Here is a 16,590-nt window from a genome sequence, read left to right on the forward strand (position 1 = left end):
CGCGACAGGAGTTATTTATGAAAAGTAATAAGGTCTCTGACCACCTAATTTTAATTGCTGGGATGCTGTTTATGTTGGTCCCTATCTGGCTCATCTTCGCTAGCTCGACGCATAACCCAAACACCATTGTCAGCGAAGGTCTGCAATGGCTACCGGGCGATAACTTTACGGCCATTTATAGCGAAGCTTGGAACAAAAGCATGGGCTTTAGTGGCGAAGTCACCGCCAGTAAAATGATCACCAACTCGATGATCATGGGGCTAGGTTTTGCGATCGGTAAGATCATCATTTCGATGATGGCGGCGTTTGCTTTGGTCTACTTTAGACTCCCTTACGCCACGGCGTGGTTTTGGCTGATCTTCGTGACGCTGTTACTGCCATTAGAGGTTCGTATTATCCCTTCCTATGAAGTTGTCGCTGGGCTTGGTCTTCTTAATAGCTATACAGGGTTGATTCTGCCTTTGATCGCATCAGCCACCGCGACCTTCTTTTTCAGGCAATTCTTCAAAACCATCCCCGATGAATTGTTAGAAGCAGCTCAACTAGATAATGCAGGCCCATTTCGATTCTTTGTCGATATCTTGCTGCCTCTTTCTAAAACCATGATCGCCGCGATCTTCATCATCATGTTTGTGGTGGGTTGGAACCAATACCTGTGGCCAATCATGATGACTACCGACGAAGGCTACAACACCATCGTGATGGGCATCAAACAAGTACTCAATAATATCAATGAAACCAGTTTACCGCGCTATGACTATGCTTTCGCCATGGTGATTTTAGCCATGTTGCCACCCGTACTAGTGGTGGTTGTATTTCAGCGTTGGTTTGTAAAAGGGCTAGTAGAAAGTGAAAAATAATAACGACACAACTCAAATGAACAATAACCGCATTCAATCTCTCAATGAGTACAAGACATCTCACCTGCCTTCTCACCAAGCTATCCACAAAAATACAGAGGACACCCCGATGCCAAACCTAAAGCAGACGCTAGCGCACAACCAAGCCACTCACGATCGTACGCGTAAAGCTCCCACCATGTTGGGTATCAAAAACTTGGTCAAGACGTATGAAAATGGCCATCAAGCCGTCAAAGGAGTCTCTCTTGACATCGATGAGGGTGAGTTCCTTGTCTTGGTGGGTCCTTCTGGTTGTGGCAAGTCTTCTATTTTACGTTCCATTGCGGGTTTAGAAAGCATCTCTGCCGGTGAGATACACTTAGGTGGTCGTCGGGTTGATACAGAGAAACCTGCCCTGCGTGATATCGCGATGGTCTTCCAGAATTACGCGCTCTACCCGCACATGTCGGTTTACAAAAACCTAGCTTATGGCTTAAAGAACCGAGGTGTTAGTCAGCACCTTATTGAAGAGAAAATTGAGAAAGTCGCCAAAACGCTGAAAATCGAAGAATACCTAGACCGCAAGCCAGCCAAGCTTTCGGGGGGTCAACGTCAACGTGTTGCTATGGGACGAGCGATCGTTCGCGATCCACAACTGTTCCTGTTTGACGAACCTCTGTCTAACCTAGATGCCTCGCTGCGTGCCCACATGAGGTTAGAAATCAAAAAGCTGCAACGCGAGCTTGGCGTGACCAGTGTTTACGTCACTCATGATCAAGTTGAAGCCATGACGCTGGCTGACAGAATTGTGGTACTCAACAACGGTAAAATAGAGCAAGTCGGGACTCCAAGAGAGGTCTACCACCAGCCAGCCAGTACCTTTGTGGCAAGCTTCATTGGCAGCCCAGCGATGAATTTCTTACCAGCAACACTCGACGACGGCTACCTTGAGATTGGCGACCAGCAAATGTACTTGCCCGAATACGCCCACGTAAAAAATACAGCCATCACACTTGGTATTCGTCCAGAGCACTCTGAAATTGGTTCAGAATTGATGATGAATACCTTGCCTCTTGAACTGCGTATCAGTGTGATTGAGCCTTTGGGTCCAAATCAACTGGTTCATGGTCTGGTGAACGAGCAGCCCTTCATTGCAGTAACACCCGAAACGACACTGTGCCAAGCCGTCCTCCTAGGGCTAAGAATCGATAAATCCAACCTGCATATTTTTGACAATCATGGCAAACGCATTCACCCAAATAACTTCACATCACAGGAGTCACACGAAGATGCGACAAGCTTAACGACGGCTCTAGCTTAATCGAGTACACTGATATTTAATGCGTTTTTACGGTGCGTCTTTAAGAAGGATTAATTATGTCGTCTATCATCGTAGGTCATCGGGGTGTCGCAGGTACTCACCCAGAAAATACCAAAGCAAGCATTGAACAAGCGGCTAAACTCGGCTTGAAATGGATTGAAGTTGATATTCAGCCCACTCAGGATGACCAACTGGTCGTTTGTCACGATCACACGCTTGAGCGCTGCAGCGATGGCAAGGGTCGAGTTGATGAACACACCCTTGCTGAACTGCGTCAGCTCGATTTTGGCCGTTGGAAGTCTGAGCAGTTCGCTGGAGAAAAAATACTGACGTTGGAAGAGTTACTCACACTTGTTGAGCAGCATGATCTTAGCGTCAACCTCGAAATCAAAGTCGACAGCCGACATCAAGCCCCTTATGTCGTTGATTTGCTGCACGACGAGTTGATTCGCTCAAATCTAGACACCGATAAGGTCTTACTTTCGAGCTTCAGCCATAAGGTGGTTGCTGAAATGGCTCATCATTTACCGAGATATCGAGTGGGAGTAATCACAGAGCAACTGACTCAAGATGATCTTATGCTCATCAATGAGGTCAAAGCGTTCAGCTGTCATATGAACTATGAACACGTTGATCAGAGCGATCTTGACACACTCAACGAAGCGAACATTCAAGCATGGTGCTACACCGTCAATGATCCGTCTCGCTTCAAATTTCTCTCAAAAGTAGATGCTGTATTTACTGATTTTCCGAATCAATTCAACCCTATAAATTGACCTCGTAAATACCGAAAAAGTACCCCCCGAGAGACTTTAAAATTAACCCTGAAAAACCTGAAAATTAGGTAGCAAACACAAGTGAGTAGGAGTACATTCCGCTACTCACTTGGTTTCACTAGCTCGCCTTATTAGACAGCTTCATTGGTTACTTGATTTATGGATCTCATTTTTAGTCCAACCTTCCCAATTTTGGGTGCAATCTTCATTTTCGCCGCTATTGTTCGTGGCTTCTCAGGTTTTGGCTTCACCTTAGTGGCATTGCCATTGAGTGCGTTATTCGTACCTGTTATCGAACTGGTTCCTGTTTTCATGCTGATCGACCTGTTAGGTAATATCCAATTGCTGCCGAAGGTTAAACATCACGTAAATTGGCGATGGGTTTCAAAGGTATTTATCCCTTGTTTGGCCTTCACGCCCGTCGGCTTGCTGTTGCTCAAATCCGTTAGCCAAGACACGATCATCTTGATCATCAGTGCCTTCATTTTTGCGTCAGCAATCATGATCTACAAAGGGTTCCAATACAAAAGCGAACCTAGATTTGCTCCCTATATTCTAGGCAGCCTTGCGGGGATAATGAATGGCGCAGCTTCCATGTCTGGCCCTCCGGTTGGCACGCATGCATTAGCAAGTCCTGTCGCACCACACATTGCCAGAGCAGGCCTGATTGCGTTCTTTGTACTAGCTGATTCCAGCGCCTTTGTTACGGCTTCTATCGCAGGGTTAGTCGATCGTGATGTGGTCTGGCTTACTCTAGCACTCTTACCAAGCAGCATGTTTGGTGGCTATGTCGGTTCGAAATTGTTTGAGAGGTTTGGTGGGGCGAAGTTCAAGCCAGTCACGATTGCACTGCTCATTGTGATTGCTATCTTCAGTGCAGGTCGAGTCTTACTGTAACTGGCTCTAGCGCTGATTTCGGCAATTGTTTTTGAGAGTTGTTTTCGAGAATTGTTCAGGGAAATTGGGTACCGATAGCTACCATTCAATATGGATAGGGGTACCCATTTTTACGAGTTGAATGAACTCATCCATATCTTGATTGGTTAACGCAATACAACCATCCGTCCAATCGAAGCTTTGTATAAAACTAGGTGAACGACGCTCACCATTCTTGATTCCGTGAATCTTGATATTGCCCCCAGGATCAACATCATTTTTTTGTGCCCACTGCATATCTGATGATTGCGGGTAGTTGATATGCACCGAGCGGTAGAAGTCCGATTCTTCCATAATATAGTCGAGCTGGTACTTCCCTTCTGGCGTTCGGTTGTCCCCTTCAAAACGCTTATGCCCTTTCGGTTGTTTACCTAGCGCAATACGAAATTCCTGAACCACTTCCTCCCCTTTGAGCAGATACATTCTACGTTTAGATTTGTCGACTTTAACTAAGGTGACCACTTGCAATAACGGGTCTATGCCAGAAGACTCGTCAGATAGAGTGTAAAACTCTTGAGAGGAACTTTGAGGTTGGCCTAATGAAGAGCGTTGAGAAAGCTGGGCGACCTTTTGTTGAGAGTCCCCTTCAAGAGCATCGTCCAAAACAATGACATGCTTTGAATTCGAGGTGACCGATGACGTAGGTGTGCGATTAGAATGAGAAGGTGCTGACTCGAATACAATGGTTTCGATAGCAGTCGCATCAGACACAATTTTTTCGACGACGAGCTTCTCCGCATAAGCGAGCGAAGTAAAAAAGAGTAAGCACAATGATAAAGGCCAAATCAAACGCACCCTTAAATCTCCTCAAAACGCATGGACATGGTTCGAGATTGAGTTTCCATCCCTAACGACTCATAAAAACCCTGAGCTTGCTGGTTGAACTCCATCACTTCTAACCTAAGCTCGATAGCACCGCTCGCTTGAGCCCACTGATTGAATGACTTCATTAAAGCTCGACCGACACCTTGGCTTTGAACTTGATCGTTAACCACAATCGTATTCACTCTTGCCACCTTATGCGGCTGAATAAAGCTCACCCCTTTGTTCTGTGTCACCTTCCCGGCTAAGAAGCCAACCACTTGCTGCTCATTAACGGCAACGAAGAAAGCCCCTACAGGATCGATCATCAACCCTAACCAGTACTCTTCACTGTCAGTAAAACCCAACGAAGGTGGCGCAAATACCATTGGGGCACCAAGATGATGTTGACGATTTATCTGCTCTGAGAGCTCTAAGATCGAGCTTATATCAGTGACCTTGGCAGTCCGGATTTGCATATCATTACCTTATTTGAATTCACTAATACCTTAGCAAAAATGACTTCGTTGTGCACCGTTGTACTGGTCAACCCAGACGTTTTGTGAAGGCTGATTATTAATATTAGGCTCTATGTTTAGGGAAATTGTTCCGTAAATCTCAGGCACATTGCCAGCCGTTGAGTGCTACTATCTCTGCAGAATCAATACACTAACTATTGGACACCTATATGATTAAGTTTGCTGTAATTGGAACGAATTGGATTACACAAAAGTTTGTTCAAGCTGCTCACGAATCTCAATCGATGCAACTTGCTGCTGTTTACTCTCGAAATCTAGACAGCGCGGCACAGTTCGCCCAAGAGTTTGACATTGAAACGACGTATAACTCACTCGACGCATTGGCCAATGACAAAACGGTTGAAGCCGTATACATCGCTTCACCGAATTCACTCCATTGCGAACAGTCCATCTTCATGATGGAGCACGGCAAACATGTCATCTGTGAAAAGCCTGTCGCATCGAATATTGATGAAGCAACCCGAATGTTTGAGGTCGCTCAGAAGAACGGTGTGGTGATGTTTGAGGCGTACAAATCTCAGTTTCTGCCGAACTTTAAGCAAATTCAACTTGGTTTAGAAAAGATTGGCAAGGTACATAAGGCACACATCAACTACTGCCAGTATTCATCGCGCTACCAAAAATACCTAAATGGCGAGAACCCAAACACCTTCAACCCAGCTTTTTCTAACGGCTCATTGATCGATATTGGCTTCTACTGTGTTGCCGCGACAGTCGCGTTATTTGGCAAACCTGAAAATGCACAGGCTTCCGCAAAGCTACTTGATTCAGGCGTGGACGCACATGGCTGTGCGATCTTCCAATACCCTGAGTTTGATGTGACCCTTGCGCACTCCAAAGTCAGTGATTCTTATACGCCAAGTGAGATCCAAGGTGAACTAGGAGCGATCATCATCGATCACATCGCTGAATGTACTGACGTTAAGATCCGCTACCGCGATGGTAGTGTTGAGAGTCTAACCCAAGCGCAAAGCGAAAATTCAATGTGTTACGAGGCGCAAGCCTTCGCAGACTGCATTGGTGGCGATCAAGAAACTCAAGCGCAAGCCCAACAGCGCGCTTTAACTGTTGCTAAGTTAATTACAGAGATGCGCCAACAAGTTGGTGTCGCTTATCCGGCAGACAAATAACATCGCTGAATGAGTTAACAAGCTGATTTTTAAGAAATACTGTTTTATGCATAACTAAATTTAATCTTTACGACAAATAACCGGATTAGTCGATTGGGGTGCCATCTGTTTAAATCCGCGTTCGATATCTATCGTATTTATTTAATTTATTGAAGGTGTGTAAAGTGTTTTCAGTTGACGATCGCGTTGTAGCAACAAAAGGTGTTGAGCTTGGTGAAATGGTAGTGACTGGCCTAAGTGCTGGTGGTGGCTACGTTCACGTTACAACGGTAGAAGGCGCAATGACGCTTACTTACCCAGCACAAGACCTTAAAAAAGCATAGTTTAACCACTCTGCTCTTTTAGTAGTCACTCTGCTAAAGGTAACAACATTGAGGCTTTGGCTGACTTCACTCTTCTGCATTAGAGTGAGCCGCCAGAGCCTTTTTTGTGCCCGTTATTTACCCACCAGCTTTCCCATTCGCTTACTCGTTACAATAAAACGGCATCCAACTAACAATAGAATTAGGCAACGAGTTTCTACACTAGGTACTTATTCTCATCGTTATCTTGATATCGTCGAGCACTCAATCGCAGTGAATAGTTCTTGTTAACAAAGGCTTATTGTCTGCGAAAGTTTCTGGTACATTAGCATCATCTTATACTAATAATGACCCTGAATGAGGGAAGCTATGAAGCTTTACATTTACGACCACTGTCCTTTCTGTGCAAGAGTTGCCTACATCGCTCAATCTTTAGGCTTGAACATCGAACTTGTTTCTGTGGATTATGATGATGCCCAAACCCTTATCGATCTGATCGGTAAGAAGATGGTGCCAGTCCTACAGAAAAACGACGGTTCTATTATGGCTGAAAGCCGAGACATCATTGTTTACTTCATGGATTTGAAATCAAGTGACGAGAAACGTGAGCCATCTGAGCAGGCTGTGCTTTTTCAAAGCCGCGCTTTCCCTCTTACTCAACAGATCGGACGCCCACGTTGGTGGAACCTCGACTTGGCTGAATATCGCTCTGCTGGAGCCAAAGAGGCTTGGCGTGCAAGTAAAGAGACCGAAGGTTTTAACTTTGAAGAGCTCTTAGAAAAGACCCCACAATACGTTCAACTGATTAACCCATTACTGAAAGATGCAGAGCTTCTATTGGATCTAGAGAATGGTGAATCATCGCTACCTTTAGTTGATCAAGCACTCTATTTCTCAATGCTTCGTGGCTTCTGTGTTGAACCAAGCATCACATGGCCACCAGCACTTGAGCGTTGGTTAGAAAAACAGAGTAAAACGTTAGGCATCAAGCTTCTTCGCTAATTTCCTAATTTGCTAAGTGGTTAGTCGTTAGTCGTTAGTCGTTAGCAACGAGCCTAAACGAAAAATCGAAGCTCCCCGAACCATTGTCCGTACGAGCTTCGATCCTTATGACTCAATTATTTTTTCTACAACAAACGCCTTCTCAACCCTGTTCGCTCCAAGATTCGCGTTGAAATTTCTTCAACCGATAGCGATGACGTGTTGATGTAAGGTATCGCTTCTCGGCGAAACATCGACTCTACCGTTTGCAACTCATACAAGCATTGCGAATCACTCGCGTATTCACTGCCGGCTAAACGGTTCTCTCGGATTTCAGTCAACCTTTCCGCATCAATGGTTAAACCAAACAGCTTGTGTCGGTAGATCTCAAATTCGGGTAACAGCTTCAAGCGCGCCAAGTCATCATGAATGAACGGATAGTTCGCTACGCGCAAGCCAAACTGCATCGCCATATACAAGCTTGTCGGTGTCTTACCGCTTCGAGACACACCCAATAGGATGATATCCGCATCTTCAAGCCCTTTCAGCGTGATGCCATCATCATGAGCCAACGTGTATTCAATCGCAGCAATACGGTCGAAGTACTTCACTGAATCTTTATTAACACTACGAGAGCGCTGCAGCTTAGGCACCGGGGCCATTTGGGTATCGTCTTGCACTTTCTGCACAATACTCTCTAGCACGTCATAACAATGCGCTGGTGCCTCCAAGAGCTTCTGCTTGATGTCTGGAATCACAATCGAAAAAAAGACTAACGGGTGGTTGCCCGTATCACGATACGAAATTTCGATCTCTTTTAATAAATCAGAAAGTTTGTCCTCACTTTCGACAAACGGGAAGGTTTTTTCATTAGCTTCGAATGGGAATTGACCTAGAACAACATGCCCTAAAGTCTCACATGTTATGGCCGTTCCATCAGAAACATAGAATACATCACGACTTTGGATATCAATTTGCATTTTTTATTTAATGTTTAAAATTATTTTGAGTAGGATGGGAACCATAATATATATAACGAAACCCTGCTGACTATTACGTCCCCCACAGCTTTAGAAAATAATTTACATTTTTTTAAACTGATACGTAATCGTTTGCCTTTAAATCCCTACAATGCTTGCTATGTTTCTGGAGAAATAAATGCAAAATAACACCCTATGGTTCAATGGCCTTTCCATGGAAGATGTCGACAAAGTCGGCGGTAAAAATGCTTCACTTGGCGAGATGGTTTCTAACCTAGCCAACGCTGGCGTATCAGTACCTAATGGTTTTGCTACCACATCTTATGCGTTTAATAACTTTCTTGACTACAAAGGTCTTGATGAGCGCATTCACCAACTCCTTGATGAACTTGATGTTGAAGACGTTGACGCACTGCGGAAGACAGGTGCAACGATTCGACAATGGGTTCTAGACGCACCCTTCCCAGAATCACTAGAGCAAGACATCCGTGATAACTACCGCGAACTGATTGAAGGCAACGAAGAATTGTCTGTAGCGGTTCGTTCATCGGCAACAGCTGAAGACCTTCCAGATGCTTCTTTTGCAGGCCAACAAGAAACCTTCCTTAACGTGAAAGGGATCGATGCGGTTATCGAAGCGACTAAACACGTGTTCGCTTCACTGTTTAACGACCGTGCTATCTCTTACCGAGTACACCAAGGCTTTGATCACCGTGGCATTTCATTGTCTGCGGGCATCCAGCGTATGGTTCGCTCAGACAAAGCTTCTTCAGGTGTTATGTTCACGCTTGATACTGAGTCAGGCTTCGACCAAGTGGTATTCATCACCTCTTCTTGGGGTCTAGGTGAAATGGTCGTACAAGGCGCTGTGAACCCTGATGAATTCTACGTTCACAAGCCAATGCTAGAAGCGGGTCACTACCCAGTTGTTAAAAAGACATTTGGTTCTAAGTTGATCAAGATGATCTACTCAACCAACCAAGAGATCGGCAAGCAGGTTGATATCATCGATACCGATACTCAAGAGCGTAACGAGTTCTCACTGAACGATGAAGAGATCAAAGAACTAGCGAAACAAGCGATGATCATCGAGAAGCACTACCAACGTCCGATGGACATTGAGTGGGCAAAAGATGGCATCGACGGCAAGCTTTACATCGTTCAAGCGCGTCCTGAAACCGTATGTTCTCAAAGTGACCAAAACGTTATCGAGCGTTACGAGCTAAACAACAAGGCGGATGTCTTGGTTGAAGGCCGTGCTATCGGTCAACGTATCGGCTCTGGCCCTGTTCGCTTGGTTGATTCTCTAGACCAAATGTCACTGGTTCAAGAAGGCGACGTACTGGTAACCGACATGACAGACCCAGACTGGGAACCTGTGATGAAGAAAGCGTCTGCGATTGTGACTAATCGTGGCGGCCGTACCTGTCACGCTGCAATCATTGCGCGTGAGCTCGGCATTCCAGCCATTGTAGGCTGTGGTACCGCGACAAGTAGCCTAAATGATGGCGACATCGTAACAGTGTCATGTTCAGAAGGTGAAACGGGCTACGTTTACAACGGCGAACTCGACTTTGAAATCAAACGTTCTGAGGTTGATGAGCTACCAATGCTGCCAACCAAAGTCATGATGAACGTAGGTAACCCAGATCGTGCCTTCGACTTTGCTCAAATCCCGAACGAAGGTGTTGGCCTTGCTCGCCTTGAATTCATCATCAACAAGATGATCGGTATTCACCCTAAAGCTCTGCTGAACTTCGATGAGCAAACGGATGAGATCAAAGCAGAAATCAACCAACGCATCCGTGGCTACAAAGATCCTATCGATTTCTACGTAAGCAAGCTAACAGAAGGCATTGCGACCATCGCTTCTGCATTCTGGCCTAAGCGTGTGATCGTACGTATGTCTGACTTCAAGTCGAACGAGTACAGCAACCTTGTTGGCGGTAAAACGTTTGAACCACATGAAGAGAACCCAATGCTGGGCTTCCGTGGTGCATCTCGTTACATCTCTCCAGTATTTGAAGACTGTTTCGAGCTTGAAACTCAAGCACTAAAACGTGTTCGTAACGAGATGGGACTAAAGAACGTTGAAATCATGATCCCATTCGTTCGTACTCCAAGCGAAGCGGCATCGGTTATCGATATTCTGGCTAAGTTTAACCTACGTCGTGGCGACCAAGGTCTGAAAGTCATCATGATGTGTGAGCTACCATCGAATGCGATATTGGCTGATGAGTTCTTGAAGTACTTCGATGGTTTCTCTATCGGTTCAAACGACATGACACAGCTGACACTTGGCCTAGACCGAGATTCAGGCGATGTTGCGCACTTATTTGACGAGCGTAATCCTGCAGTTAAAGCGATGCTGAAAATGGCTATCGATGCAGCAGCGAAAGCGGGTAAGTACGTCGGTATTTGTGGCCAAGGCCCATCTGACCATGACGACCTAGCCGAGTGGTTAATGGAACAAGGCATCAGCTCTGTTTCACTAAACCCAGATACGGTTATCGATACCTGGTTGAAGCTAGGTAACGTTGCGAATAAGTAACGCTTAGCCACTCAAATAGAAACACCGAAAAGTAGAGTCAACAAAGCCAGTCATTGCGACTGGCTTTTTTTACGTTTACTCGAGCAAAGCTCGTGCATTATCACCTTGCGCATATATACACAGGCTAACACTGGATAATGTCTTTATATCATCTAAATTCACGAGTAATGAGTTAACTCCATTCGCGAGGTTTTGATTAAGACGGTTAACAATCGCTTGTACCTTAGCAATGTCTTCCTTTGCTTTCGGTACTCGGGTATTCATAAAGTTGAACCACTTCTCATTCATATTACGAGAGACCTTCGCCAGCACTTCTGAGTTTGTAATGGTGAATGGCTTATCCAGTGTGCCACCGTCACGAAGAATATCGTAAATGATGTGCCCGTTCTTTTTCGCAACCATCATATTTTTCGTGTTCAGTTGAAGCTCACCAATATGTCCATTCTCCATCTCTAGAAAGAATTTTATATCTTTGTATCCAGCTTCAGTCGCACCACAGTTGTACTTTGCGTTTTTGCCTTTACTGGTGCCATAGCGATCTTTCATTGCTGATTGATGGTGTTTCAATTTGTCAAATTCTGTCGATAGCGCAATGATGGATTTCGCTGCGATCATATCTTGTGAGGTTTCAAACACGATTGTCATACGTGCGGCGTCTTTGAGATCGCCAATGTCATAGTGCCGTTTACGGTTGGTGATCTTATCTAACGCACCGTGGAAGTCTTTAACCCCAAGGTAAGCACCCGGAGGCTGTTTGACGGTTCCATTACACACCGAAGCCACTTTAACCGCGTATTCTTTTAACGCCTCTTGCGCTTCTACGGTTTCCATAAACATCATGAAAAGTTGTTTCTTCTTAAGTGTTGCATTGGCGACTTGGTTTCGAGAACCAAAATCTAGGTTGCCGCTAGCTAATTTCTGACTCGATGTTTGATCCAAGTAGTCATGAATTTTTTCTTTCTCAGTCATGATATCGAGTATCACTTGGTCTTGCTGTTTGTTCGCTGCGTTCAGATAATCAAAATTTTCTACTTTCTGTCTGAGCGCCTGTAACCTTTGATTATAGTCTTGAACATTCACCAATCGGAATCCTTGCGACATAATCCCTTGCTGGTTTATCTTCGCCAAGACCTTGGCTTTATTCTTTCTCACTTGTTCTTGGCTGATCTGTATTTCTTCTGTCCCTGGCATATTTTGGCTCCCTCTCAAATATGCATTTAAAACTGTGCTTGCTGACTCGCAATTCCTTTTCACTCCAACGATATTAGTTTATGGATTTGATAATTACATTAGCCAATTTAGATAAGCCTATAAAATAAATAAGGTTTGAGAGGTACTTCCATAAAGTCACAGTGCCGAATGCACCGAACCTACTGGGAAGAAGCAAAGGTAATATGTTTAGATCGGGGAACATTTATTGGTATCGAGCTGACCTTACGTTATCCTTTACGCAATTCTTCATTGAGAGGTTTGTCATCACAACAAGCCTAACTTCAAGACCGATAAGAGTGTTATGAATTCTACTACCGCAACTCCCTCGCCTTCTCTTGGCCGACAACTCTATACAATGACATGGCCAATGCTATTTGGGGTACTTTCCCTAATGAGCTTCCAGCTTGTAGACAGTGCTTTTATTGGCCAACTGGGCGTGCTACCGCTCGCAGTTCAAGGTTTCACACTGCCAATTCAGATGATCATAATCGGCATTCAGGTCGGGCTAGGGATTGCGACAACAGCTGTGATCGCGAGAGCCATTGGCGCTAATGAAACGCGCTACGCTAAGCAGCTTGGTGGATTAGTGATTGCGATGGGCAGTGTGAGTGTCGCGCTTTTCTCCGTCATCATCTATCTGCTGCGTGGGCCAATTTTACAATTATTGGATGCGCCACCGACGGTATTACCAATCATTGATTCTTACTGGATCTATTGGCTAGTCAGCTCTTGGACAGGGGCGCTTCTCTACTTCTTCTACAGTGTATGTCGTGCCAACGGTAATACTATGCTGCCCGGTTCAATGATGATCGCGACCAGTATCATCAACTTGATATTGGACCCGATTTTCATCTTTACTCTCGACATGGGCATCAATGGAGCCGCCATTGCGACCATCTTAGCGTTTGGTGCGGGTATCTTTATCGTTGCTCCTAAGGTGACGAAGAAGCATTGGATGACATTCGACTGGCACGATCTTGATATCGGCAAAAGTGTTCGCTCTATTGGAAACATCATGGGGCCTGCGATGATCAGTCAACTACTGCCACCTGTTTCATCAATGTTCGCCACTAAGCTGCTTGCTGGCTATGGTACCGCTGCCGTTGCAGCTTGGGCGCTGGGTTCGCGTTTTGAATTCTTCTCGATTGTCGCTGTTCTAGCGCTAACGATGTCGATGCCTCCGATGATTGGCCGAATGTTGGGAGAGAACAACCTCGAAAACATACGTAAGCTCGTTAAGATTGCAGTAATGTTCGTATTGGGTTTCCAGTTGGTGATAGCGCTAGTGACTTGGCTGTTTTCAGGCGGACTAGCAAACCTAATGACCAGTGAAAGTGAAGTCTCAACGATTTTAAACTATCACCTACTGATCGTGCCTATTAGCTTAGGGCCATTGGGAATCTGTATGCTGATGGTTTCTGTCTCGAACGCTCTGGGCAAGTCTTACACCGCCTTGACAATTTCAGCGTTGCGTCTATTCGCCTTCTTCTTGCCTTGCTTGTGGGTAGGTTCGCTACTTGCTGGTATTGAAGGCTTGTTCTGGGGCGCAATGGTAGGCAATGTACTTGCCGGTACCTGTGCATGGTTTATGTACCAACGAGCACTTGGGCAAGTCGAGGCTAAGCTAGCCAAATAGGCAATTCGGGAGCTCATCAACCAAGCAATCTCTAAAGAACATTTAATTCGACATCAAAGCAGAGCGATTGAGCTCTGCTTTTTAGATAAGCTACAATCTTATAGTTCATCTGATGGAAGAACAAAGTCGACATATAACGCAAAATTTCCGATTCCAGAAGCTTTAATACCATCCAAGTCTAAATCATTTGTCGAATAGATCATGGAAGAAACCCCCATGTTGCTTAGTTCTATCGCCTTCTTATACTCACTCCCAAGCGAGCCAAGGTTATCACCCCGATACGTCACAGCCTTAATTTTATTTAAATCAATCCAATCAAGAATAAATGGTGTATTTAGATCTATATTTAATGCGACATTATTAAAACCTAAATCTATTGCTTCATTATATTTATCTATACTGAATACTTCGATAATAGATTTATCTTTATCTATTATATATTTTGAAAGCAAGACGAGATTTTTTATTTTATCCGTAACTAACACCACGTCATTTTTATCTAGAATATCAATAGCTGTAGATATATTTAATGTTTTATATTTATCATAAATTATCTTTGATTCAAATTCTTTAGAACTAATAGACCCAGTATTATTAGAATTTGTCATTTCGTGAAAAGTCTTCCAATCATGAACAGCAACAATTCTTCCATCCGATGAGATAAGTAGATCTAACTCTACCATCTTAAATCCATGTTCAATTGATTGCTCCATCGCTTCTAACGAGTTTGTATATTTTAATCCGTTGATTCCCCCACCGGCATGTGCGATCAAACCACCAGAATTACCGATAATATTAGGTATGTTATTATGTTCATTTGGGTATGCCTTTACATTGCCTCTCCATACATCAATGACTACACTCATCGAAGGGCCGATAACAAAAGCTACCCAAAAACATATGAGAACTAGACAAAATATTGATATTAAGACTCTGATTCCTTTAAGTATCATGACATTTTACCTGTTGAGAACTGGGGCTGATGATAATGTGTGGTTTACCCTGTCAATATTGAGTTTAAACATGTTATGTATAGCAACTATAATAGCATTTGTCGGTAATAGATTTGTATTTCTTCTTCTCACGGTAATAATGACTTTTGATTTCTACTTAAGATTAAACTCTCTAAGCTTAGACTTAGGTGTCTTAGGGTCGGTTTTAGAGTCTAATCGAGGTGAAGCTCTTGAACATATAAAAAGCATTAGCGTCATAACATATGTAAAGATTATTATATTTTCCATTCTACTTTTTTTATCATTTCACATTACCTTAGGAAAGGTTGGTAAGCCATTTTCATTAATTATGTTGATATTATTTTCCAGCATATTAATCACCAAATCTTATAGCTTACATGATAATAAAAAGACGACATACCTCAATGAAGAATACTCAAAAACAATCCATCATGAAGTGTGGTTTAGTTTTTTAGGGTTAATTACAGTTATTAAACCTATTTCTTTATATTATGAACTGTCTCTTCTCGAAGGGGGAAAATCAGTAATCTCTTCAAAATGGGAGAATGTTCATACAAATAATGTATTAAAGGATATTTACATCGTAAATATTGGTGAATCTGTTATTAAAAATCACTTCCCATCGTATAACGAAGAGAATGGAAAGATAAAAGGAGCAGCCATATTTAATGGTGTTATTTCCCCATCCGTTGTTACATATTTCTCAGTCCCTCGAATATTATCAAAGAGCCTAGATGTAAACAGGCATGATAAAAACTTAAATGTGATAGATCTTGCTAATGATGCTGGAATGAAAACTTATTGGATATCAAATCAAGCTAAGATCGGGCAATACGAGACACAGGTATCCGCAATCGCGAGTAGGGCACATTACCAATATTATAAGAATACGTCTTATGATAAAGCTGAACCCGATAACATTCTCCTACCAGAAGTGATCAAGGCGATTCGTGAAGAAACTAAAAAACCGAAAGTCATTTTCATTCATACTATGGGGTCACACTATGACTTTTGTAAGAGATTTGATGGGGAAGTTTCACTAAAACCCTCAGATAACAAGTACCTAGTATGCTATTCAAAATCAGTGGCTTATGGCGTTGCTTTTATAGAAAAGCTTAGAGATCTACTCACAATGCATGATAAAACATATAAAATCATTTATTTTTCTGACCATGGCCTAACGTCTGTAAATGCCCCCCCATATTTGATTCACGGCACTGGATCACACTTTTCAAGGCAGGCAGTAGAAGTGCCGTTTGTAACAATGAGTGACGATACTCAAGAAACAAAAACACATTCGGTCAAATATAATTTGAGAGACTTTTCAGACACATTTGCGCAATGGATAGGAATAGATTCAGAACAGACAGAGCAACATAAAAGTATCTTCAATACCGAGTACATAGGAAAGGAGTATGACTCAGTGTTAACGAGTGAGTTTAAGGTAAGAAAAATCGACTAAGCGAACAACTGATACAGAAGATTCTGAATAGCATAAAGTTTACTTAGTAAGTAACCTTCTCCGCACATCAAGTTATCCCTTATTTAACACTGTGTAGGCAGATATCAGCTCAATTTTACTTATTCAAGAACTTCATTAACCTTGTTAGCA

The 16,590-nt window shown here is 43.4% G+C and carries 15 protein-coding genes; 10 read left to right on the forward strand and 5 right to left on the reverse strand.

What is annotated here, in order from left to right; genetic code table 11:
* The first annotated feature begins 17 nt into the window (after positions 1-17).
* The 4 genes from ugpE to AACU28_RS07385 all read left to right on the forward strand — a co-directional run bounded on the left by ugpE (position 18) and on the right by AACU28_RS07385 (position 3,833).
* Positions 18-860, forward strand: coding sequence for a sn-glycerol-3-phosphate ABC transporter permease UgpE (ugpE, locus tag AACU28_RS07370; protein WP_009846304.1), 843 nt, complete (start codon positions 18-20; stop codon positions 858-860).
* Positions 850-2,160 (forward strand): sn-glycerol-3-phosphate import ATP-binding protein UgpC, encoded by a 1,311-nt coding sequence (locus tag AACU28_RS07375; protein ID WP_121602682.1) that lies wholly within the window; start codon positions 850-852, stop codon positions 2,158-2,160. Before ugpE ends, AACU28_RS07375 begins: the two co-directional genes overlap by 11 nt.
* Positions 2,161-2,216: 56 nt before the next feature.
* Positions 2,217-2,936 carry a glycerophosphodiester phosphodiesterase family protein gene (locus tag AACU28_RS07380; RefSeq protein ID WP_076647199.1) on the forward strand — a complete coding sequence of 240 codons (720 nt, stop codon included), beginning with the start codon at positions 2,217-2,219 and terminating at the stop codon, positions 2,934-2,936.
* Between the two features lie 159 nt (positions 2,937-3,095).
* On the forward strand, positions 3,096-3,833 hold the full coding sequence (locus AACU28_RS07385) for a sulfite exporter TauE/SafE family protein (protein WP_017094284.1): 738 nt from the start codon (positions 3,096-3,098) through the stop codon (positions 3,831-3,833).
* Between the two features lie 78 nt (positions 3,834-3,911).
* Here AACU28_RS07385 and AACU28_RS07390 read toward each other — a convergent pair whose 3' ends face one another.
* Positions 3,912-4,667, reverse strand: coding sequence for a L,D-transpeptidase family protein (locus AACU28_RS07390; protein ID WP_121602683.1), 756 nt, complete (start codon positions 4,665-4,667; stop codon positions 3,912-3,914).
* A 2-nt stretch (positions 4,668-4,669) separates the two neighbouring features.
* Positions 4,670-5,152 carry a GNAT family N-acetyltransferase gene (locus AACU28_RS07395; RefSeq protein WP_017094286.1) on the reverse strand — a complete coding sequence of 161 codons (483 nt, stop codon included), beginning with the start codon at positions 5,150-5,152 and terminating at the stop codon, positions 4,670-4,672.
* A gap of 209 nt (positions 5,153-5,361) precedes the next feature.
* Here AACU28_RS07395 and AACU28_RS07400 point away from each other — a divergent pair, with 209 nt between their 5' ends.
* The 3 genes from AACU28_RS07400 (at position 5,362) to grxB (ending at position 7,646) form a co-directional block, all read left to right on the forward strand.
* On the forward strand, positions 5,362-6,342 hold the full coding sequence (locus AACU28_RS07400) for a Gfo/Idh/MocA family protein (protein WP_121602684.1): 981 nt from the start codon (positions 5,362-5,364) through the stop codon (positions 6,340-6,342).
* A gap of 164 nt (positions 6,343-6,506) precedes the next feature.
* Positions 6,507-6,665, forward strand: coding sequence for a hypothetical protein (locus AACU28_RS07405; protein ID WP_004733064.1), 159 nt, complete (start codon positions 6,507-6,509; stop codon positions 6,663-6,665).
* Between the two features lie 348 nt (positions 6,666-7,013).
* The gene (gene grxB, locus AACU28_RS07410; RefSeq protein WP_121602685.1) at positions 7,014-7,646 is read left to right on the forward strand and encodes a glutaredoxin 2; all 633 of its coding nucleotides are present in this window, start codon (positions 7,014-7,016) and stop codon (positions 7,644-7,646) included.
* Positions 7,647-7,771: 125 nt separating this feature from the next.
* On the opposite strand, the gene ppsR is transcribed toward grxB, so the two are convergent.
* Positions 7,772-8,605 carry a posphoenolpyruvate synthetase regulatory kinase/phosphorylase PpsR gene (gene ppsR, locus AACU28_RS07415; RefSeq protein WP_102445045.1) on the reverse strand — a complete coding sequence of 278 codons (834 nt, stop codon included), beginning with the start codon at positions 8,603-8,605 and terminating at the stop codon, positions 7,772-7,774.
* A gap of 178 nt (positions 8,606-8,783) precedes the next feature.
* On the opposite strand from ppsR, the gene ppsA reads away from it, so the two are divergent.
* Entirely contained in the window at positions 8,784-11,156 is a 2,373-nt protein-coding gene (gene ppsA / locus AACU28_RS07420; RefSeq protein ID WP_017086817.1) for a phosphoenolpyruvate synthase, read from the forward strand.
* Between the two features lie 75 nt (positions 11,157-11,231).
* Here ppsA and AACU28_RS07425 read toward each other — a convergent pair whose 3' ends face one another.
* Positions 11,232-12,347 (reverse strand): hypothetical protein, encoded by a 1,116-nt coding sequence (locus AACU28_RS07425; RefSeq protein WP_102445047.1) that lies wholly within the window; start codon positions 12,345-12,347, stop codon positions 11,232-11,234.
* 322 nt (positions 12,348-12,669) lie between these two features.
* Between AACU28_RS07425 and AACU28_RS07430 the strand changes: the two genes are divergently transcribed.
* Complete coding sequence (locus tag AACU28_RS07430; protein WP_121602686.1) at positions 12,670-14,004, forward strand: MATE family efflux transporter; 1,335 nt, start codon at positions 12,670-12,672, stop codon at positions 14,002-14,004.
* Positions 14,005-14,102: 98 nt separating this feature from the next.
* Here AACU28_RS07430 and AACU28_RS07435 read toward each other — a convergent pair whose 3' ends face one another.
* Positions 14,103-14,957, reverse strand: coding sequence for a glycerophosphodiester phosphodiesterase family protein (locus tag AACU28_RS07435; protein ID WP_054542481.1), 855 nt, complete (start codon positions 14,955-14,957; stop codon positions 14,103-14,105).
* Here AACU28_RS07435 and AACU28_RS07440 point away from each other — a divergent pair.
* Entirely contained in the window at positions 14,857-16,440 is a 1,584-nt protein-coding gene (locus AACU28_RS07440) for a sulfatase-like hydrolase/transferase (protein WP_259462633.1), read from the forward strand. The two genes, AACU28_RS07435 and AACU28_RS07440, sit on opposite strands and share 101 nt — an antisense overlap.
* Positions 16,441-16,590: the final 150 nt, after the last annotated feature.

It is taken from the genome of Vibrio sp. SBT000027, assembly GCF_963894355.1.
In the GTDB taxonomy this organism is placed as follows: Bacteria; Pseudomonadota; Gammaproteobacteria; order Enterobacterales; family Vibrionaceae; genus Vibrio; species Vibrio splendidus.

Coding starts and splice junctions, on each gene's coding strand:
- ugpE (WP_009846304.1), top strand. CDS start 18: ATGAAAAGTAATAAGGTCTCTGACCACCTAATTTTAATTGCTGGGATG.
- AACU28_RS07380 (WP_076647199.1), top strand. CDS start 2,217: ATGTCGTCTATCATCGTAGGTCATCGGGGTGTCGCAGGTACTCACCCA.
- AACU28_RS07385 (WP_017094284.1), top strand. CDS start 3,096: ATGGATCTCATTTTTAGTCCAACCTTCCCAATTTTGGGTGCAATCTTC.
- AACU28_RS07395 (WP_017094286.1), bottom strand. CDS start 5,152: ATGCAAATCCGGACTGCCAAGGTCACTGATATAAGCTCGATCTTAGAG.
- AACU28_RS07400 (WP_121602684.1), top strand. CDS start 5,362: ATGATTAAGTTTGCTGTAATTGGAACGAATTGGATTACACAAAAGTTT.
- grxB (WP_121602685.1), top strand. CDS start 7,014: ATGAAGCTTTACATTTACGACCACTGTCCTTTCTGTGCAAGAGTTGCC.
- ppsR (WP_102445045.1), bottom strand. CDS start 8,605: ATGCAAATTGATATCCAAAGTCGTGATGTATTCTATGTTTCTGATGGA.
- ppsA (WP_017086817.1), top strand. CDS start 8,784: ATGCAAAATAACACCCTATGGTTCAATGGCCTTTCCATGGAAGATGTC.
- AACU28_RS07425 (WP_102445047.1), bottom strand. CDS start 12,347: ATGCCAGGGACAGAAGAAATACAGATCAGCCAAGAACAAGTGAGAAAG.
- AACU28_RS07430 (WP_121602686.1), top strand. CDS start 12,670: ATGAATTCTACTACCGCAACTCCCTCGCCTTCTCTTGGCCGACAACTC.
- AACU28_RS07440 (WP_259462633.1), top strand. CDS start 14,857: ATGACTACACTCATCGAAGGGCCGATAACAAAAGCTACCCAAAAACAT.
- AACU28_RS07435 (WP_054542481.1), bottom strand. CDS start 14,957: ATGATACTTAAAGGAATCAGAGTCTTAATATCAATATTTTGTCTAGTT.